Below are 19,380 nucleotides of genomic sequence, written 5' to 3'. Positions count from 1 at the left end.
GGGTGGGGGCGGCGGTGGGCTTCACTGTCCGGGTTTCCTCGCTTGCCATGACACCCATCATAGAATCATGGGATGATTGGTTGTCCATCCCCGGGGCGCCCTCCGTCGTCCCGCCCGTGCGAAGGTGTGCCATGCCCCTGAGCCATCCCCGCCGTTCGGCGCTGTCCGAGCAGGTCATCGCCGCGCTGCGCAACCAGATCACCTCGGGCGAGTGGCCGGTCGGCTCCCGGATCCCGACCGAACCGGAGCTGGTCGAGCAGCTCGGGGTGGCCCGCAACACCGTCCGCGAGGCCGTCCGCGCGCTCGCGCACAACGGCCTGCTGGACATCCGCCAGGGCTCGGGGACGTACGTCGTGGCCACCAGTGAGCTGGCCGGCGTCATGCACCGCAGGTTCGCCGACGCGGACCCCCGGCACGTCGCCGAGCTGCGTTCCACCCTGGAGTCGTCCGCGGCGCGGCTGGCCGCCGAGCGGCGCACCGAGAAGGACCTCAGGCAGCTCGACGGGCTCCTGGCGCGGCGCGAGGAGGCCTGGGCGTCGGGCGACGCGGAGGCCTTCGTGACGGCGGACTCCACCTTCCACCTGGCCGTGGTGGCCGCCTCGCACAACGACGTGATGACCGAGATGTACGCGGACCTCGGCGAGGTGCTGCGGGACTGGCTGCGCGAGGACGTCGGCGAGGAGCTGACGCCGGAGACGTACATGGACCACACGCGGCTCGTGGACGCGATCCGCGCGGGCGACGCGGCGGCGGCCGCCGGGGAGGCGGCCGGCTACCCGTTCCTGTGCCGTCCGGGACGGTTCAGCGCGCCAGCTTCCGGTGGCTGACCCACGCCGAGCGGACCTCTTTCCAGCACCGGCCGGTCAGCCGCACGGTCTGCGCGGGCCCTGCCTCGACCTCGGGGCCGTCGGTGTCAAGGTCCCACCAGCGGTCGCACTCGATGTGCAGGCGGACGCCGTCGGTGCGCGGATAGGGGTTGTGGCAGTAGGCGGTCACCCGGGAGCCGGTGATCCTGCTGCGGCAGGAGGCACCGAACAGCTCCGAGGGAGCGGCTCCGGGCTCCTCCACGCGTGCGTGCGACATCGCTTCGTACGACAGGGACATCACGAGACAGACGGCTGCGGTCGCTGAGGCCAGGCTGCGGGACAGGCGCACAAGGGGACCTCCTCGGCCGTGCTGGGGAGGGAATCACGGGTGAACGCGTAATCCAGGGTGCCCAGTTGCAGGCCGTGCGCGCCCGGCCTGGTAGGCCGAACGGGGGACGCCCCGCTCCCAGCGGGAACGGGGCGTCGACGACGTAGGGGATCAGGCGCCGATCGCGTGAAGGCCGCCGTCCACGTGGATGATCTCGCCCGTGGTCTTCGGGAACCAGTCGCTCAGCAGGGCCACGATGCCCTTGCCGGCCGGCTCCGGGTCCTTGAGGTCCCACTCCAGCGGGGAGCGGTCGTCCCACACCGCGGCCAGGTCGCTGAAGCCCGGGATGGACTTGGCGGCCATGGAGCCGATCGGGCCGGCGGAGATGAGGTTGCAGCGGATGTTCTGCTTGCCCAGGTCGCGGGCGATGTAGCGGCTGGTGGCCTCCAGGGCGGCCTTGGCGGGGCCCATCCAGTCGTACTGCGGCCAGGCGTACTGCGCGTCGAAGGTCAGGCCGACGACCGAGCCGCCGTTCTGCATCAGCGGCAGGCAGGCCATGGTCAGCGACTTCAGGGAGTACGCCGAGACGTGCATGGCGGTGGCCACGGACTCGAACGGCGTGTTCAGGAAGTTGCCGCCGAGCGCGTCCTGGGGCGCGAAGCCGATGGAGTGCACGACACCGTCGAGGCCGCCGAGCTCCTCGCCGACGACGTCGGCCAGCCGGCCGAGGTGCTCGTCGTTGGTCACGTCGAGCTCGATGACCTTGGTGGGCTTGGGAAGCTTCCTGGCGATGCGCTCGGTCAGCGTGGGCCGCGGGAACGCGGTCAGGATGATCTCCGCGCCCTGCTCCTGGGCCAGCTTCGCGGCGTGGAACGCGATGGAGGACTCCATCAGCACTCCGGTGATCAGGACGCGCTTGCCCTCGAGAATTCCGCTCATGGTGTTCAGTGACCCATTCCCAGTCCGCCGTCAACGGGGATGACGGCTCCAGTGATGTACGAGGCGTCGTCCGAGGCGAGGAACCGCACCGTCGCGGCGACCTCCTCGGGCTGCGCGTAACGACCGAGCGGCACCTGCTTCACGATGGCCTCACGCTGCTCGTCGGTGAGCACCTTGGTCATGTCGGTGTCGACGAAGCCGGGCGCGACGACGTTGAAGGTGAGGTTGCGCGAGCCCAGCTCACGCGCGAGCGAGCGGGCGAAGCCGACCAGGGCGGCCTTGGAGGCGGCGTAGTTGGCCTGGCCGGGGCCGCCGTAGAGACCGACGACCGAGGAGATCAGGACGACCCGGCCCTTCTTGGCGCGCAGCATGCCGCGGTTGGCGCGCTTGACCACGCGGAAGGTGCCGGTGAGGTTGGTGTCGACGACCGAGGTGAAGTCCTCCTCGGACATGCGCATCAGGAGCTGGTCCTTGGTGATGCCGGCGTTGGCGATCAGGACCTCGACCGGGCCGTGCTGGGCCTCGATCTCCTTGTAGGCCTGCTCCACCTGCTCGGTGTCGGTGATGTCGCACTTGACGGCCAGGCAGCCCAGTTCCGTCAGGGCGGCCGGCGGCTCACCCGAGCGGTACGTGATGGCGACCTTGTCGCCGGCTTCGGCGAACGCGCGGGCGATGGCGAGGCCGATGCCCCGGTTGCCTCCGGTGACGAGAACCGAGCGGCTCAACGGATCACCCTTTCCCTTGGTCTGACACACCCGCCCGGACACCTCGATGACAGGCGGCTTCTCGGAAAACCTATCGGGCCGCTCCCGCCGGAGGACATTCGGGCACCGACAGTGGCTTACGGGACTCGCTGTCGGGTCCCTACAGAAAGATGCCGACAGCGGGCACAAACGTGTGGTCCGCACACGGGTCGCCGCGACATGATCGGGGCTGTCGTCGCCCACCCTCATGCCGACAGGAAGAGACCCAGGTGCCTCATACCATCGACGAAGCCTTCACAGCGCTTCCCCTACGTGGCCTCGCCGACGCCGCGCTGGCACGCGCGCGTGCGCTCGGCGCCGAGCACGCGGACTTCCGGTTCGAGCGGGTGCGCAGCGCGTCCTGGCGGCTGCGGGACGCCAAGCCGTCCGGGTCCTCGGACACCACCGACCTCGGGTACGCGGTGCGGGTCGTGCACGGCGGCACCTGGGGCTTCGCGTCGGGCGTGGACCTGACGATGGACGCCGCCGCCAGGGTCGCCTCGCAGGCCGTGGCCATGGCGAAGCTCTCCGCCCAGGTGATCCGCGCGGCCGGTTCCGACGAGCGTGTCGAGCTCGCCGACGAGCCGGTGCACGCCGACCGCACGTGGGTCTCGTCGTACGAGATCGACCCGTTCACCGTGCCCGACGAGGAGAAGGCGGCGCTGCTCGCGGACTGGAGCGCGCGGCTGCTGCGGGCGAACGGGGTCAACCACGTCGACGCCTCGCTGCTCACCGTGCACGAGAACAAGTTCTACGCCGACACCGCGGGCACGGTGACCACCCAGCAGCGGGTCCGGCTGCATCCGTCCCTGACGGCCGTGTCGGTCGACGAGTCCAGCGGCGAGTTCGACTCCATGCGGACCATCGCGCCGCCGGTCGGACGCGGCTGGGAGTACCTCACGGGCACCGGCTGGGACTGGGAGAGCGAGCTGGAGCAGATCCCCGAGCTGCTCGCCGAGAAGATGCGCGCGCCCAGCGTCGAGGCCGGCCTGTACGACCTCGTCGTCGACCCGTCCAACCTCTGGCTGACCATCCACGAGTCCATCGGCCACGCCACCGAACTGGACCGCGCGCTCGGCTACGAGGCCGCCTACGCCGGCACCTCCTTCGCCACCTTCGACCAGCTCGGCAAGCTGCGCTACGGCTCCGAGCTGATGAACGTCACCGGTGACCGCACCGCCGAGCACGGCCTCGCGACCATCGGCTACGACGACGAGGGCGTCGCCGGCCAGTCCTGGGACCTGGTGAAGGACGGCACCCTCGTCGGCTACCAGCTCGACCGGCGGATCGCGAGGCTGACCGGGTTCGAGCGGTCCAACGGGTGCGCCTACGCCGACTCCCCCGCGCACGTCCCGGTGCAGCGCATGGCCAACGTGTCGCTCCAGCCGGACCCCGCGGGCATGTCGACGGAGGACCTCATCGGCAGCGTGGACCGCGGCATCTACGTCGTCGGTGACCGGTCCTGGTCGATCGACATGCAGCGCTACAACTTCCAGTTCACCGGCCAGCGGTTCTTCAGGATCGAGAACGGACGGATCACCGGGCAGTTGCGGGACGTCGCCTACCAGGCGACCACCACCGACTTCTGGGGCTCGATGGCCGCGGTGGGCGGCCCGCAGACCTATGTCCTCGGTGGCGCCTTCAACTGCGGCAAGGCCCAGCCGGGCCAGGTCGCCGCCGTGTCGCACGGCTGCCCCTCGGCCCTCTTCAAGGGCGTCAACATCCTCAACACCACGCAGGAGGCCGGTCGATGAGCGCCCGCACCAACAAGCCGCACGAGATCGTCGAGCGGGCCCTCGCGCTGTCGCGGGCGGACGGCTGCGTGGTGATCGCCGACGAGCAGTCGACCGCCAACCTGCGCTGGGCGGGCAACGCGCTCACCACGAACGGCGTCACGCGCGGGCGCACGCTCACCGTCGTCGCGACCGTCGACGGCAAGGAGGGCACCGCCTCCGGGGTGGTCTCCCGGTCCGCGGTCACCGCGGACGAGCTGGAGCCGCTGGTGCGGGCCGCCGAGGCCGCCGCGCGCGGCGCCGGGCCCGCCGAGGACGCCCAGCCGCTGGTCACGGGCGTACCGGAGTCCCCCGACTTCACGGACGCGCCCGCCGAGACCTCCTCGGCCGTCTTCGCCGACTTCGCGCCGGCGCTCGGCGAGTCCTTCGCACGCGCGCGTGCGGGCGGCCGCGAGCTGTACGGCTTCGCCAACCACGAGCTCGTGTCGACGTACCTGGGCACGTCCACGGGACTGCGGCTGCGCCACGACCAGCCCAACGGCACCCTGGAGCTGAACGCCAAGTCGCCGGACCGGACCCGCTCGGCCTGGGCCGGACGCTCCACCCGGGACTTCAAGGACGTCGACCCGGCGGCGCTGGACGCCGAGCTCGCCGTACGCCTGGGATGGGCCGAGCGGCGCGTCGAGCTGCCCGCGGGGCGGTACGAGACGCTGCTGCCGCCGACCGCGGTCGCGGACCTGCTGATCTACCAGTTGTGGTCGGCGTCCGGGCGGGACGCGGCCGAGGGCCGGACGGTGTTCTCCAAGCCGGGCGGCGGCACCCGGATCGGCGACAGACTGAGCGAGCTGCCGCTGACCCTGCGCAGCGACCCGCACGAGCCGGGCCTCGAGTCGGCGCCCTTCGTGGTCGCGCACTCCTCCGGAGGGGACCAGTCGGTGTTCGACAACGGCCTGCCGGTCGCGGCCACCGACTGGGTCCGCGACGGCGAGCTGGCGCACCTGCTGACCACGCGGCACAGCGCGGGCCTGACCGGGCTGCCCGTCGCCCCGGCGGCCGGCAACCTCGTCCTCGACGGCGGCCAGGACATCTCCCTGGAGGAGATGGTCGCGAACACCACGCGCGGGCTGCTGCTGACCTGCCTCTGGTACATCCGGGAGGTCGACCCGGCCACGCTGCTGCTCACCGGGCTGACCCGGGACGGGGTGTACCTGGTCGAGAACGGCGAGGTGACCGGCGAGGTCAACAACTTCCGGTTCAACGAGTCACCGGTCGGGCTGCTGGGGCGGGCCACGGAGGCGGGGCGGACCGAGAAGACGCTGCCGCGGGAGTGGAGCGACTACTTCACCAGGGCCGCGATGCCGGCGCTGCGGGTGCCGGATTTCAATATGAGTTCTGTCAGTCAGGGCGTATAACCTCGTAGCCGACAGTCACCCGACTGCCCGAGGACCTTTCGAGGAGATACGAGAACCGTGACGGACATCGTCGACGAGCTGAAGTGGCGGGGGCTGTGGGCCCTGTCCACTGACGAGGACGCTTTGCGCAAGGCGCTCGCGGACGGTCCCGTCACGTTCTATTGCGGTTTCGACCCCACGGCGGCCAGCCTGCACGTCGGCCACCTGGTGCAGGTCCTCACCATGCGCCGGCTCCAGCAGGCGGGCCTGCGGCCGCTGGCGCTGGTGGGCGGGGCGACCGGTCAGATCGGCGACCCGCGCCCCACGGCCGAGCGCACGCTGAACGACCCGGAGACGGTCGCGAACTGGGTGAGCCGGCTGCGCGCGCAGATCGAGCCGTTCCTGTCCTTCGAGGGCGAGAACGCCGCGGTGATGGTGAACAACCTGGACTGGACGGCCGGGATGTCGGCCATCGAGTTCCTGCGGGACATCGGCAAGCACTTCCGCGTCAACAAGATGCTCACCAAGGACTCGGTCGCCCGGCGCCTGGAGTCCCAGGAGGGCATCAGCTACACGGAGTTCAGCTACCAGCTCCTCCAGGGCATGGACTTCCTGGAGCTGTACCGGCGGTACGGCTGCACGCTCCAGCAGGGCGGCAGCGACCAGTGGGGCAACCTCACGGCGGGTCTGGACCTGATCCACCGCCTGGAGCCCGACGCCTCGGTGCACTGTCTGGCGACACCGCTGATGGTCAAGGCGGACGGCACCAAGTTCGGCAAGACCGAGGGCGGCGCCGTCTGGCTGGACCCGGAGATGACGACGCCGTACGCGTTCTACCAGTTCTGGCTGAACGTGGACGACCGGGACATCTCGACGTACATGCGCATCCTGTCCTTCAGGTCCCGGGCGGAGCTGGAGGAGCTGGAGAAGCAGACCGAGGAGCGGCCGCAGGCCCGGGCCGCGCAGCGGGCGCTGGCGGAGGAGCTGACGACGCTGGTGCACGGCGCCGACCAGACGGCCGCGGTGATCGCCGCGAGCCGTGCCCTCTTCGGGCAGGGCGAACTGGCGGAGCTGGACGCCAAGACCCTGTCCGCGGCCCTTTCGGAGCTGCCGAACATCAAGGTCGACCGGTTGGCGCAGGTCGTCGACATGCTGGCCGAGACCGGACTGGTCGCCAGCAAGTCGGCTGCCCGCAGGACGGTCAAGGAGGGCGGCGCCTACGTGAACAACGCGAAGATCACCGCCGAGGACGCCGTCCCCGCTCCGGAGGACCTGCTGCACGGACGATGGCTGGTGCTGCGCCGGGGCAAGAAGAACCTGGCCGCGGTCGAGGTCACGTCCGCGTAGTCCTGGCACGCCAGAAGGGGGCGCCCTCCTCGCGGAGGGCGCCCCCTTCGTCGTACGGCCGTCAGATCCGCCGTTTCCTCTTGCCCAGCGTCGCCATGTAGAGCATGTCTCCGACGGCGACGATGATGATCGCGGCGATGAGCTGGAAGACGTGGCGGCTCCAGTCGATGCCGGGGGTCTCCTCCACGCCGAAGCCGCGCGCCATGGCGTTGCCGGCGATGGCGCCGAGCATGCCGAAGATGGTCGTCAGCCAGAGGGGACTGTGCTGCTTGCCGGGGATGATCGCCTTCGCGATCAGGCCCAGCACGAATCCCACGATGATCGCCCACAACCAGCCCATGGCTGCCTCCTCGTACGGCTCTACGTGAGCATTACGGCCAGTGTCGGTCCGTCGGCACTACGCCGCATGTCGGGTACGGCTGTACGTGCCGGGGGTGAGGTGGCCGGGCCCCGACGGCAGGTGCCCCGGTCTCGTAGGCGGCGCAGGCGCGGCGTACCGTGGAAGCTGTCCGGGCCCGGTGTCTCCACCGGGTGCGGAGCGGATACGGGGCCGGAGAAGTCCGATGCGGGCGGATGGTGGAATGTGATGCGGAAGCAGCATGCCGGCGGCGGCGCCCAGGTGTTCCGGATCACCGGCGCCCGGACGAGCCTCCAGGAGGACGTGCGCGGACGTCAGCGCAGGTACGTCATCTCGATGACGGTCCGTACGCTGTCGGTGGTGCTCGCGGCCACCCTGTGGAACGTCGAACGGCACGTCGCGATCGTGGCGCTGGTGCTGGGGGCGGTTCTGCCCTATATCGCCGTCGTCATCGCCAACGCGGGGCGGGAGAACGCGCCCTCGCTGCCGTCGACCTTCGTGACCGTCCCGGTCCGCCCGATGATCATGCCGCCGCGGGGCGAGGACGATGTCGCGGAACCCGTGCCGGAAGGCGGTGCGGGCGGTGCCGCGCCGGGCGCCCGGGGGGAACCGCGCGAGCGGACATGACAGGTGTTCCCGGCACCAAGCTCAAGAAAAGCTCAGATCAATCATGTTGTTCCAGTGCCGGGCCAAGGGTTACCCGTGACATACTTCGTACGCGCTCCGCATCCCCCGTCGGAGCGACAGACCGACGCCGGGCAGCTCCCCCCGTGGCTGCTCGGCGTCGCCTTTTCCACCTCGCTTGTGAGACGAAATCCGTGAGTGACGAGACCCCGATCTGCTCCGCGAAGGGCTGCCGCGTCGACGCCGTGTGGGTGCTCGCTTGGAACAACCCGAAGATCCACACGCCGGAGCGCCGCAAGACGTGGCTGGCCTGTGAGGAGCACCGGGAGCACCTGTCGCAGTTCCTCGGGGTGCGGGGCTTCCTCAAGGACGTCGTGAAGCTCGAGGACTGGCGGGCGCCCGAAGGGGCCTAGCCGGTCGGTCGGGCCTAGCCGCCGATCGCGGACATCGGCCGGTCCGGCTGGACGAAGGTCGGGTCGTCGAGGCCCGCGCCCGCCTTCTTGCCCCACATCGCCTCGCGCCAGATCCGGGCGATCTCCTCGTCGCCGGCGTCGGAGCGCAGGGCCGCGCGCAGGTCTGTCTCCTCGCGGGCGAACAGGCAGGTGCGTACCTGGCCGTCGGCCGTGAGCCGGGTGCGGTCGCAGGCCGCGCAGAACGGGCGGGTGACCGAGGCGATGACGCCGACGACATGGGGCCCGCCGTCCACGATCCAGCGCTCCGCGGGGGCCGATCCGCGCTTGTCCGCCCCCTCCTCGGTGAGGTCGAAGCGGGTGCGCAGGGAGGTCAGGATGTCCCCCGCGGTGATCATGCCGTCGCGCTTCCAGCCGTGCTGGGCGTCCAGGGGCATCTGCTCGATGAAGCGCAGTTCGTAGTCGTGCTCCACCGCCCAGGCCAGGAGGTCGGGGGCCTCGTCGTCGTTGAGCCCGGGCATCAGGACGGAGTTGACCTTGACCGGGGTCAGGCCCGCCTCGCGGGCCGCGTCCAGGCCGTCCAGGACGTCCTGGTGGCGGTCGCGGCGGGTCAGGGTCTTGAAGACGTCCGGGCGCAGGGTGTCCAGGGAGACGTTGACCCGGTCCAGGCCCGCCGCCTTCAGGGCCCTCGCCGTGCGCTTGAGGCCGATGCCGTTGGTGGTGAGGGACATCTGGGGGCGCGGCTCCAGGGCCGCGACGCGCTCGACGATGCCGACGAGACCGGGGCGCAGCAGGGGCTCGCCGCCGGTGAAGCGGACCTCCTCGATGCCGAGTGAGGTGACGGCGATGTCGATCAGGCGGACGATCTCGTCGTCGGTGAGCAGATCGGGCTTGGCCAGCCACTGCAGGCCCTCTTCCGGCATGCAGTACGTGCACCGCAGATTGCAGCGGTCGGTCAGCGAGACGCGCAGGTCGGTGGCCTGCCGGCCATAGGTGTCGATGAGCACGTGGGCCCCCTCCCTCGTCGCGGATCAGTCCCGAGTCCATCGGTTTCCGTCACTTGTGAGCCTACGTGACGTCACTGACAACGACAGTGCCCGATCCCACGACGTACGAAGCGGCCGCGTCGTAGGGAAATACGAGGCGGCCGCTCCGGGGGGTGTGTCAGTGGGCGCCGGTGCCGGTCAGGGACCGGACCTCCAGCTCCGCGTACTTGCCCTTGTCCGGCTCCTCCTTGGAGAGGTAGGTGCCGATGATGCCGAGCAGGAAGCCGACCGGGATCGAGATGAGGCCCGGGTTCTCCAGCGGGAACCAGTGGAAGTCGACGTCCGGGAACATCGAGGTGGGCTTGCCGGAGACGACCGGCGAGAACAGCACCAGGCCGACCGCCGTGACGAGGCCGCCGTAGATCGACCACAGGGCTCCGGAGGTGGTGAACCGCTTCCAGAAGAGGCTGTAGATGATCGTCGGCAGGTTCGCCGAGGCGGCGACCGCGAAGGCGAGCGCGACGAGGCCGGCGACGTTCAGGTCGCGGGCGAGGGCGCCCAGCAGGATGGAGACCGCGCCGATGCCGACGGTGGCCCAGCGGGCCGCGCTCATCTCCTGCTTCTCGGTGGCCTGGCCGCGCTTGATGACGTTGGCGTAGATGTCGTGCGCGAAGGACGACGACGAGGCCAGGGTGAGGCCGGCGACGACCGCGAGGATCGTGGCGAAGGCGACCGCCGAGATGGTGGCCAGCAGGATCGCGCCCCAGTTGGAGTCGACACCGCCCAGATGGAGTGCCAGGAGTGGTGCCGCCGTGTTGCCCGCCTTGTTGGAGGCGATGATCTCGTCGGGTTTGATGAGGGCCGCCGCGCCGAAGCCGAGGGCGAGGGTCATCAGGTAGAAGGCGCCGATGAGGCCGATGGCCCAGATGACCGACTTACGGGCGGCCTTGGCGGTGGGCACCGTGTAGAAGCGGATCAGGATGTGCGGCAGACCGGCGGTGCCGAGGACCAGGGCGATGCCTAGCGAGATGAAGTCCAGCTTGGTGGTGCCCGTGGCGCCGTACTTCAGGCCCGGCTCCAGGAAGGCCGCGCCCTTGCCGCTGTTGTCGGCGGCGGAGCCCAGCAGGTCGGAGACGTTGAAGTCGAACTTCAGCAGCACCAGGAAGGTCAGCAGCAGGGCGCCCGCGATCAGCAGGACGGCCTTGACCATCTGGACCCAGGTGGTGCCCTTCATGCCGCCGATGGTGACGTACACGATCATCAGGACGCCGACCAGGGCGACGATGCCGATCTTGCCGCCATCGCTGGTGATGCCCAGCAGCAGCGAGACCAGGACGCCCGCGCCCGCCATCTGGGCCAGCAGGTAGAAGATCGAGACGACGATGGTGGAGGTGCCGGCCGCGGTACGGACCGGGCGCTGGCGCATCCGGTACGCGAGGACGTCGCCCATCGTGTAGCGGCCGGAGTTGCGCAGCGGTTCGGCGACCAGGAGCAGGGCGACGAGCCAGGCGACCAGGAAGCCGATGGAGTACAGGAAGCCGTCGTAGCCGAACAGGGCGATGGCGCCCGCGATGCCGAGGAAGGACGCGGCGGACATGTAGTCGCCGGACACGGCGAGACCGTTCTGGAAACCGGTGAACTGTCGGCCGCCCGCGTAGAAGTCGGAGGCGTCCTTGGTCTGGCGTCCGGCCCAGACCGTGATGACCAGGGTCGCGACGACGAAGACCGCGAACAGGCTGATGATCAGCGGCCGGTGCTCGCTGGCCTCGCCGGCCGCCAGGGTGATCGCGGGGCTCATGCGCCGCCCTCCATCCGGGACTTGATCGCCTCGGCCTTGGGGTCGAACTTGGCGGCGGCCACGCGTGAGTACCACCAGGCGATGAGGAACGTGGTCAGGAACTGCGCGAGGCCCAGGACGAGGGCCACGTTGATGTTGCCGAAGAGCTTGGTGCCCATGAAGTCGCCCGCATAGTTGGACAGCAGGACGTACAGCAGGTACCAGGCGATGAAGCCGACGGTCAGCGGAAAGGCGAAGGAGCGGTAGGAGCGGCGCAGTTCACCGAACTCCGCGCTCTCCTGCACCTCGGTGAACTCCTCGGTGGTGGGGAGTTTGTGCGTCTCTTTCGAGGGTGGCGGTGCGTCGGTGGCCACGGACTCTCCTCGCGTGCGGGTGCGGTTGTGACGGGGATCGGGGGCGAGTGTCCTCGCGTTCCCTGTTCAAGGTCACGGCGCCGCGCTGGCGGCGGTTCAACTCGCTTTGCTTCTTTCCGAACTCACCTTGGGGAAGTCATTGCTGGCCAGCGACTTCGGGAGATAGCTTCGGCCTGCACCACCCGTCATGTACCTGCCCGAGCGACACCTGTGTCTCGGGCCGGTTTCGTTTCCGGATGATGTGGAGACCCCATGTCCCAGCCGCGTTCCAGACGTTCGAGACGCAGCCTCGCGCTCGCCGTTCCGGCCGTGCTGTCCCTCACGGCCTCGCTCGGCCTGCTGCCCGCGGCGGCCTCGGCCGCCCCCGCCGCGGGGCCCGCGGCGCAGGCAGCGGACGCGACGAACCTGTCGTACGTCGTCAACACCAAGCTGGACCACCGCACGATCGCGGCGGTGAAGAAGGCGATACCGACGGCCGGCGGCACCGTCGTGATCGCGTACGAGAAGATCGGCGTGATCGTCGTCCACTCCTCCGCGCCGGACTTCGCCCAGAAGATCCGCAAGGTGCGCGGGGTGCAGTCGGCCGGCGCCACCCGCACCGCGCCGCTGACCCCCGCGGGCACGACGGAGGAGGGCGCGGTCCAGGTCCTGTCGGACGCGCAGGCCGCGAAGGTGGCCCGGGCGTCGGCCGCCGCGCCGGACAGCGAGCCCCTGGAGGCCGACCAGTGGGACCTGCGGGCGATAGGCGCCGACAAGGCCGCCAAGATCAACCCGGGCAGCCGCAGGGTGACCGTCGCCGTGATCGACACCGGCGTCGACGACACCCACCCCGACCTCGCGCCGAACTTCTCCGCCTCTCAGTCGGCGAACTGCGACGGCGGTGTCCCGGACACCACCCCGGGCGCCTGGCGGCCGTACACCGCGGGCGACTACCACGGCACGCACGTGGCCGGTGAGATCGCCGCGGCCCGCAACGGCGTCGGCGTGGCCGGGGTCGCGCCCGGCGTGAAGGTGTCGGCCATCAACGTGACCGACCGGAACAACGGGCTCTTCTACCCCGAGAGCGTCGTGTGCGCGTTCGTGTTCGCGGCGGATCACGGCGTCGAGATCACGAACAACAGCTACTACGTTGATCCATGGCTGTACAACTGCATGGACGATCCAGATCAGCGGGCCATTGTTGACGCGGTCAACAGGGCGCAGTTGTACGCCCAGAAGAAGGGCACGCTCAGCCTGGCGTCGGCGGGCAACTCCAACGACGACCTGGACTCCCACGCGATCGTCGACGACTCGAGCCCCGACGACTCGACGGCCGTGCCGCGGACCGTCGACCCGCACGAGTGCTTCGACGTGCCGACGCAGCTCCCGGGTGTCGTCACGGTCAGCGCGACGGGCGTCAAGAACCTCAAGTCGTACTACTCCTCCTACGGCAAGGGCGTCATCGACGTCGCGGCCCCGGGCGGCGACCGGCTGTACCAGATCCCGGACACGCCCTCGCAGAACGGCCGCATCCTGTCGACCATGCCGAACGGCGAGTACGGCTTCCTCCAGGGCACCTCGATGGCCTCGCCGCACGCCGCGGGCGTCGCCGCGCTGCTGAAGTCGACGCACCCCAAGGCGAGCCCTGCCCAGTTGCAGGCGCTGCTGAAGGCGCAGGCGGACGCCACGAGCTGCCCGGCCTCGTACGACCAGGACGGGGACGGGACGCAGGACGCGGTGTGCGAGGGCGGCACCCGGGTCAACGGGTTCTACGGCTTCGGCATCGTCAACGCGCTGCGCGCGGTGAAGTGACCCGCCCGCCCCGACACTTCGCCCGACCCGGCACCACCCGCACGGACCGCTTGTACCGAGAACGAACTGGAGAGATTCTCATCATGACTGGGCCCCACCCGCGCTACCGGCGCACGATCGCGATCCCGCTCGGCATGGCCATCGCCACTGCCATGGCGTTCCTGCCCGCCACGGCGTCCGCGACCGGCCTGTCCGGCACCGCCGCCGGTGCCACCGGCGCCGTCAGCGACGTCCTCGCCTCCACCGCCACGGACGGGACGGCGCTCAGCTACGTCGTCAACGTTCGTCCCGGGCACGGTCCTTCGGCCCAGGTGAAGAAGGCCATCGTGAAGGCCGGCGGCACGATCGTGACGTCGTACGACCAGATCGGCGTGATCGTCGTCCACTCGTCGAACCCCGACTTCGCGAAGACCGTCCGCAAGGTCCGCGGGGTCGAGTCGGCGGGCAACACGCGCAACGCACCGCTGCCGGCGCAGTCGACGACCGACGAGGGGACGCCGAAGGCGCTCAGCTCGGCGCAGATGTCCGCCGCGCAGGCCGCCGCCGACGCCGGCCAGGACCCCCTGGAGTCGTTGCAGTGGGACCTGCCGGCCATCAAGGCGGACAAGGCGCACGAGAAGTCGCTCGGCAGCAGCAAGGTGACCGTCGCCGTGATCGACACCGGCGTGGACGACACCCACCCGGACCTCGCGCCGAACTTCGACCGGGCCGCCTCGGTCAACTGCGTGACGGGCAAGCCGGACACCGCCGACGGGGCGTGGCGGCCGAGCGCCGAGGAGAGCCCGCACGGCACGCACGTGGCCGGTGAGATCGCGGCCGCCAAGAACGGCGTCGGCATGACGGGTGTGGCGCCCGGGGTGAAGGTCGCGGGCATCAAGGTGTCGACCACCGCCGGCTACTTCTACACGGAGGCCGTGGTCTGCGGCTTCATGTGGGCGGCCACGCACGGCGTCGACGTCACCAACAACAGCTATTACACCGACCCGTGGTACTTCAACTGCACCGACGACCCGGACCAGAAGGCCCTCGTCGAGGCGGTCACCCGGGCCTCGCGGTACGCGGAGAAGCGGGGCGTGGTCAACGTCGCCGCGGCCGGCAACGAGAACTACGACCTCGCGGCCGACGAGATCACCGACCCGGTCTCGCCGAACGACGGCACGCCCTCGGAGCGGGTGATCGACCCGTCGGAGTGCTTCGACATACCGACCCAGCTCCCGGGTGTCGTGACGGTCGCGGCGACCGGCGCCAAGGGCGTCAAGTCGTCCTTCTCCAACTACGGCCTGGGCGTCATCGACGTCGCCGCGCCCGGCGGTGACTCGACGGCCTACCAGACGCCCGCGCCGCCCGCGACCAGCGGTCTGATCCTGGGCACGCTGCCCGGCGGCAAGTGGGGCTACATGGCCGGTACGTCGATGGCCTCGCCGCACGCCGCGGCCGTGGCCGCCCTGATCAAGTCGACGCACCCGTACGCCCCGCCGGCCCTGGTGAAGGCGTTGCTGTACGCGGAGGCCGACGCCACGCCGTGCACGGACCCCTACGACATCAACGGCGACGGCAAGGTCGACGCGGTGTGCGAGGGCTCCAAGAACCGCAACGGCTTCTACGGCTGGGGCACGGTGGACGCGCTGGACGCGGTGACGAAGTAGGGATACGGGACGATCAAGGGTCGTCCATATATTGATTCAGTCAATACTGCATAGTGCAGTCATGACTGCAATCAAGTTCGTGGTGCGGGAGGGCGCTCTTCAGGGGCGCCTTCCCGTGCCGGACCTGGCGCGCGCCTGTGTGGGCGAGTGCGCACTGGCCGCCGCCGAACTGGGGGCACGACGGGCCGGGCTCGCCGAGGTGCCGTCGGTGCTCGTGGACGACGGAGCGGTCGCCACCGCGTTCCGGAGCGAGCGCCACCTGCTGGTCGACGGCCGCGCGCCGGTCGCCTTCGCACCGCTGTCCCGGTTCTGGCGGACGGCGGACGGGTGGGTGCGGACGCACGCCAACTACCCGCACCACCGGGCCCGGCTGCTCGACGCGCTGGGGGTGCCGGAGGACGTGGCCGCCGTCGAGGCGGCGCTGGCCGAGCGGTCCGCCCTGGACGTCGAGGAAGCCGTGTACGCGGCCGGGGGTCTCGCCGTCGCCCTGCGCTCCCCCGCACAGTGGGCCGCACATCCGCAGGCGGCCGAGGTGGCGCAACGACCCCTGGTCGAACGGGGACGGCTGGACTCGGCACGCGCGCGTGCGTTCCCACCGGTCGGCACCTCTCCCCTGCTGCCGGCCGCCGGTCTGCGCGTCCTGGACCTGACCCGGGTGCTCGCGGGCCCGGTCGCCACCCGCACGCTCGCCCTGCTCGGCGCGGACGTCCTGCGCCTGGACGCGCCCCGGCTTCCCGAACTGCCGGACCAGCACGCCGACACCGGCCTCGGGAAGCGGTCGACGACACTGGACCTGGCCGTTGACCGGCAGACCTTCGAGGAGCTGCTCGGCGCGGCGGACGTGGTCGTCACCGGCTACCGGCCGGGGGCGCTGGACCGGTTCGGGCTGTCCGCCGAGGCCCTGGCGGAACGGCGGCCCGGTGTGGTCGTCGCCCAGTTGTCGGCGTGGGGCGCGTACGGGCCGTGGCGTGAGCGGCGGGGCTTCGACAGCCTCGTGCAGGCAGCCACCGGGATCGCGGTGCTGGAGGGATCGGCGGAGCGGCCGGGCGCGCTGCCCGCGCAGGCCCTCGACCACGGGACGGGCTATCTGCTCGCGGCGGCCGTGCTGCGGGCCCTGAACGAGCAGGCGTCCGACGGCGGGAGCCGGTTCGTGCGGCTGGCACTCGCACGGACGGCCCAGTGGCTGACGGACGGCGTGGACGGCACGGACGGCACGGACGGCGCGGACGCGGGCACGGTCCCGGAGGACGGCGAGGGCGCCCCCTACGACGGTCCCGGGCCCTGGCTGGCGGAGAGGGACAGCGCGCTCGGACGGCTGCGGTACGCCCTGTCCCCGGTGTCCTTCGAGGGCGGCCCCGTGGACTGGCGCCGGCCGCCGGTGCCGTGGGGGACGGACGCCGCGCGCTGGCACTGAGCGGGCCCGGACCGACGGCGGCACCCAGGACGCGCCTGTGGGTGGAATGCCGTACCACCACTTGTTTCCCGGCAGTTGCCCGGTTCTGTCCGTTGTCGTCAGGATCGTACGGTGACCCCGGCAAGACCCGCCTCCGAGGTGGCCGACGTGAGCGGTCGCCCACGGCGCCCCGGCACCGGCCGGGCGGTCGCCGTCCTCGTCCTCGCGGTACTGGCCGTGGCGACACCGCTGCTCGGTCCGTCCGCCGCGCTGCGCGGCACCGGGGAGGCCGCCGCGCCCGGGGCGGGCGGGGTGGCTCTGCTGCGGACGGTGCTTCTCACGGCGTTGTGCGTGCCGCTGGGCGAGCTGTTCGTGGGCAGGCTGGCCCGCTCGGTGCCCGGCGCTCCCCCGAACGTGCCGCGTTCCTGGGCTCCCCTTGCGGCCGCCGCCGGTTTCCTGGCCGCCCTGGGCCTGGCCTCGGTCGTGGCGACCGGCAATCTGGTGCCCCACGACCTCTCCGAGATCGACCTCGGCGGCCTGTACGCCTCGCGGGACGGCAAGTTGGCCCTGCTGGAGGTCAACGCGTTCCTGGTGGCCGGGCTGTGCGCCCGTTCGGGCCGCCCAGCCGCCCAGGTGTGGCCCTTGTCCGCGGTGGCGGCGGCGGAGGCGCTGCGCGCGCATCCGGCGACCGAGGACAGTCCGCTGGCCGGCGCCGGCCTGACGCTGGTTCACCTCGTGTGCGCGGCACTGTGGGCGGGCGGGCTGCTGCACGTGCTGCGGACGCTGCGCCGCTGGGGCCCCGCGGAGCCGGGCGTGGCACTTCTCGGGCTCTACGCGCGCGTGGCCGCCGTTCTGCTCGCCGCCGTCTCCGCGACCGGTGTGGCGAGTTCGCTGCGCCGCCTGCCGCCCGGCTCCGTCCCGGACGGCCTGACGGACACGGCCTACGGACGCGCCCTGCTCGCGAAGGTGCTCCTGGTGGTGGTCGTCGCCGCGCTCGCCCTGGGGCCAGGAACCGGCTGCGCCGCGCCCCCGACCCGCTGACCGCCTGCGCTCCCGCGCGTGCGGAGGTCGCGGCCCTGGGGCTGGTGGTCGCGGTGTCGGGGCTGCTGACGGCGCTGCCGCTGCCGATCCGCTGGTGAGGGCACCGCCCGGCACCTGACCGCGGCTCGGAGACGACTGGTCGGCCACGAGCCGGTCGGTGACGGATGGTCGGTGACGGTTGATCGGTGACGCCTGATCGGTGTCGGACAGCTGGTCTCGGACAGCTGATGTCGGCTAGTTGGTGACGAGCACCTTGAGCGCGGTGCGCTCGTCCATCGCCTTGTAGCCGTCGGGGACGCCCTCCAGACCGACGGTCATGTCGAAGACCGGTGAGGCGTCGACGGTGCCGTCCAGGACGTCGGGGAGCAGTTCGGGGATGTAGGCGCGGACCGGCGCGACACCGCCGCGCAGGGCGATGTTCCGGTCGAACATGACACCGAGGTCGACACCGGTGCCGCTGCCGTGCGGGACGCCGACGAAACCGATGGCGCCGCCGTCCCGGGTGATGTTGACCGCCGTGCGCATGGACTGCTCGGTGCCGACGGCCTCCACGACGGCGTGCGCGCCCTGGCCGCGGGTGAGTTCGCGGACGGCCTCGACGGCCGCGTCCCCGCGCTCGGCGACCACGTCGGTGGCGCCGAAGCGGCGGGCGATGTCGGTGCGGACCTGGTGGCGGCCCAGGGCGATGATCCGTTCGGCGCCCAGCCGCTTGGCGGCGAGCACCGCGCACAGTCCGACGGCTCCGTCGCCGACGACGGCGACCGTCACGCCCGGGCGGGCTCCGGCGCCGAGGGCCGCGTGGTGGCCCGTGCCCAGCACGTCGGAGAGGGTCAGCAGGGACGACAGCAGGCGGTCGTCGGAGGCCGCCTCCTTGGGCAGCCGTACGAGGGTGCCGTCGGCGTAGGGGACGCGGACGGCCTCGCCCTGGCCGCCGTCGTAGCCGACGGAACCCCAGAATCCGCCGTGCTCGCAGGAGGTGGTCAGGCCCTCGCGGCAGTAGTCGCAGACGCCGTCGGACCACATGAAGGGGGCTACGACGAGGTCACCCCGCTTGAGGGTGCGGACCTCGGAGCCGGTCTCCTCGACGACGCCGAGGAACTCGTGGCCGATCCGCTGCCCCGGCTGCCGGGCCGCCTCGCCGCGGTAGGCCCACAGGTCGCTGCCGCAGATGCAGGCGCGCAGCACCCGCAGCACAGCGTCGGTGGGCAGTTGCACCACGGGCTCGGGCACGTCCTCGACGCGCATGTCGTAGGGGGCGTGGATGGTCGTGGCGCGCATGGCGAGGGTCCTTCTCGTGCGAGGTCGTGACGGCGCTCAGGGGGTGGTCGAGCGCATCTCACCGTACGTCGCCAAGGCCCCCGGGCGCGCTTCGAGGGCTCGTCGGACGCCGCCGGCCAGCAGGAACTGCGCGGCGATGTACGTGAGCATGATCCAGAAGTCGGGTCGCGGGAGCTGGGGCCAGTCGGCGACGCCGGTGGCGATGAGGGTGTCCGAGAGGACGAAGAGCGCACCGCCGATTCCGGTGGCGGGGCCGAGCCGGGCGGCGGTGTACGCCATCGCCACGAGCAGGGTGCTGTAGCCGGCGACGGGGACGCGGAGGTCCGCCGGCAGGTCCGGCCACAGGAGGGCGACCAGGGTGACGAGGGAGAGGGCGTAGGCGGGGTCCGGGAGGAGGGCACGCGTGCGTGGCGTG

At 71.2% G+C, this 19,380-nt stretch carries 18 protein-coding genes and 1 pseudogene; 10 read left to right on the top strand and 9 right to left on the bottom strand.

What is annotated here, in order from left to right; genetic code table 11:
- Positions 1-131: 131 nt before the first annotated feature.
- On the top strand, positions 132-827 hold the full coding sequence (locus AOJ26_RS29615) for a FadR/GntR family transcriptional regulator (protein ID WP_053851432.1): 696 nt from the start codon (positions 132-134) through the stop codon (positions 825-827).
- Here the strand turns inward: AOJ26_RS29615 and AOJ26_RS29610 are convergent.
- The 3 genes from AOJ26_RS29610 to fabG form a co-directional block, all read right to left on the bottom strand.
- Positions 802-1,155, bottom strand: a complete 354-nt coding sequence (locus AOJ26_RS29610; protein ID WP_053851431.1) for a hypothetical protein — start codon at positions 1,153-1,155, stop codon at positions 802-804. The genes AOJ26_RS29615 and AOJ26_RS29610 overlap by 26 nt on opposite strands.
- A 150-nt stretch (positions 1,156-1,305) precedes the next feature.
- On the bottom strand, positions 1,306-2,073 hold the full coding sequence (fabI, locus tag AOJ26_RS29605; protein ID WP_053851430.1) for an enoyl-ACP reductase FabI: 768 nt from the start codon (positions 2,071-2,073) through the stop codon (positions 1,306-1,308).
- Between the two features lie 5 nt (positions 2,074-2,078).
- Complete coding sequence (gene fabG / locus AOJ26_RS29600; RefSeq protein ID WP_053851429.1) at positions 2,079-2,798, bottom strand: 3-oxoacyl-[acyl-carrier-protein] reductase; 720 nt, start codon at positions 2,796-2,798, stop codon at positions 2,079-2,081.
- 248 nt (positions 2,799-3,046) lie between these two features.
- Between fabG and AOJ26_RS29595 the strand changes: the two genes are divergently transcribed.
- Genes AOJ26_RS29595 through tyrS form a run of 3 tightly spaced genes read left to right on the top strand, consistent with a single transcriptional unit; the run spans position 3,047 to position 7,287 of the window.
- Entirely contained in the window at positions 3,047-4,570 is a 1,524-nt protein-coding gene (locus AOJ26_RS29595) for a TldD/PmbA family protein (protein ID WP_053851428.1), read from the top strand.
- A complete protein-coding gene (locus AOJ26_RS29590) occupies positions 4,567-5,961 on the top strand; it encodes a TldD/PmbA family protein (protein ID WP_053851427.1) in 1,395 nt (464 codons plus the stop codon). The genes AOJ26_RS29595 and AOJ26_RS29590 overlap by 4 nt, the downstream gene beginning before the upstream one ends.
- Before the next feature lie 57 nt (positions 5,962-6,018).
- On the top strand, positions 6,019-7,287 hold the full coding sequence (gene tyrS / locus AOJ26_RS29585; protein WP_053851426.1) for a tyrosine--tRNA ligase: 1,269 nt from the start codon (positions 6,019-6,021) through the stop codon (positions 7,285-7,287).
- A 61-nt stretch (positions 7,288-7,348) separates the two neighbouring features.
- On the opposite strand, the gene AOJ26_RS29580 is transcribed toward tyrS, so the two are convergent.
- Positions 7,349-7,627, bottom strand: coding sequence for a GlsB/YeaQ/YmgE family stress response membrane protein (locus AOJ26_RS29580; protein WP_053851425.1), 279 nt, complete (start codon positions 7,625-7,627; stop codon positions 7,349-7,351).
- Positions 7,628-7,873: 246 nt separating this feature from the next.
- Here AOJ26_RS29580 and AOJ26_RS29575 point away from each other — a divergent pair, with 246 nt between their 5' ends.
- Together AOJ26_RS29575 and AOJ26_RS29570 are read left to right on the top strand one after the other, a co-directional pair.
- A complete protein-coding gene (locus AOJ26_RS29575; RefSeq protein ID WP_179200388.1) occupies positions 7,874-8,272 on the top strand; it encodes a DUF3099 domain-containing protein in 399 nt (132 codons plus the stop codon).
- 191 nt (positions 8,273-8,463) lie between these two features.
- Positions 8,464-8,682: a hypothetical protein gene (locus AOJ26_RS29570; protein WP_053851424.1), complete on the top strand. Its 219-nt coding sequence runs from the start codon at positions 8,464-8,466 to the stop codon at positions 8,680-8,682.
- A 14-nt stretch (positions 8,683-8,696) separates the two neighbouring features.
- Here the strand turns inward: AOJ26_RS29570 and moaA are convergent, their stop codons facing one another.
- The 3 genes from moaA to AOJ26_RS29555 all read right to left on the bottom strand — a co-directional run bounded on the left by moaA (position 8,697) and on the right by AOJ26_RS29555 (position 11,816).
- Positions 8,697-9,686: a GTP 3',8-cyclase MoaA gene (gene moaA / locus AOJ26_RS29565; protein ID WP_053851423.1), complete on the bottom strand. Its 990-nt coding sequence runs from the start codon at positions 9,684-9,686 to the stop codon at positions 8,697-8,699.
- A 157-nt stretch (positions 9,687-9,843) separates the two neighbouring features.
- Complete coding sequence (locus AOJ26_RS29560; RefSeq protein ID WP_053851422.1) at positions 9,844-11,463, bottom strand: cation acetate symporter; 1,620 nt, start codon at positions 11,461-11,463, stop codon at positions 9,844-9,846.
- Positions 11,460-11,816, bottom strand: coding sequence for a DUF485 domain-containing protein (locus tag AOJ26_RS29555; protein ID WP_053851421.1), 357 nt, complete (start codon positions 11,814-11,816; stop codon positions 11,460-11,462). Before AOJ26_RS29555 ends, AOJ26_RS29560 begins: the two co-directional genes overlap by 4 nt.
- Positions 11,817-12,068: 252 nt before the next feature.
- Between AOJ26_RS29555 and AOJ26_RS29550 the strand changes: the two genes are divergently transcribed.
- From AOJ26_RS29550 to AOJ26_RS29535, 4 genes and pseudogenes are all read left to right on the top strand, one after another.
- Entirely contained in the window at positions 12,069-13,607 is a 1,539-nt protein-coding gene (locus AOJ26_RS29550; RefSeq protein WP_053851420.1) for a S8 family peptidase, read from the top strand.
- Positions 13,608-13,690: 83 nt separating this feature from the next.
- Positions 13,691-15,253 (top strand): S8 family peptidase, encoded by a 1,563-nt coding sequence (locus AOJ26_RS29545; protein WP_053851419.1) that lies wholly within the window; start codon positions 13,691-13,693, stop codon positions 15,251-15,253.
- A 61-nt stretch (positions 15,254-15,314) separates the two neighbouring features.
- The gene (locus tag AOJ26_RS29540; protein ID WP_053851418.1) at positions 15,315-16,667 is read left to right on the top strand and encodes a CoA transferase; all 1,353 of its coding nucleotides are present in this window, start codon (positions 15,315-15,317) and stop codon (positions 16,665-16,667) included.
- Positions 16,668-16,778: 111 nt separating this feature from the next.
- Positions 16,779-17,785 (top strand): annotated as a pseudogene (locus tag AOJ26_RS29535) (CopD family protein).
- A 136-nt stretch (positions 17,786-17,921) separates the two neighbouring features.
- Here AOJ26_RS29535 and AOJ26_RS29530 read toward each other — a convergent pair.
- Together AOJ26_RS29530 and AOJ26_RS29525 are read right to left on the bottom strand one after the other, a co-directional pair.
- Positions 17,922-18,965 (bottom strand): zinc-dependent alcohol dehydrogenase family protein, encoded by a 1,044-nt coding sequence (locus tag AOJ26_RS29530; protein ID WP_053851417.1) that lies wholly within the window; start codon positions 18,963-18,965, stop codon positions 17,922-17,924.
- A 36-nt stretch (positions 18,966-19,001) separates the two neighbouring features.
- Positions 19,002-19,380, bottom strand: a 379-nt coding sequence (locus tag AOJ26_RS29525; RefSeq protein ID WP_234358695.1) for a lysoplasmalogenase family protein, incomplete at its 5' end; no start/stop codon positions are given.

It is taken from the genome of Streptomyces sp. NRRL B-24085, assembly GCF_001282115.1.
In the GTDB taxonomy this organism is placed as follows: domain Bacteria; phylum Actinomycetota; class Actinomycetes; order Streptomycetales; family Streptomycetaceae; genus Streptomyces.
The sequence above is the reverse complement of the archived record's forward strand: the minus strand, read 5'-3'. Positions and strand labels throughout refer to the sequence as shown.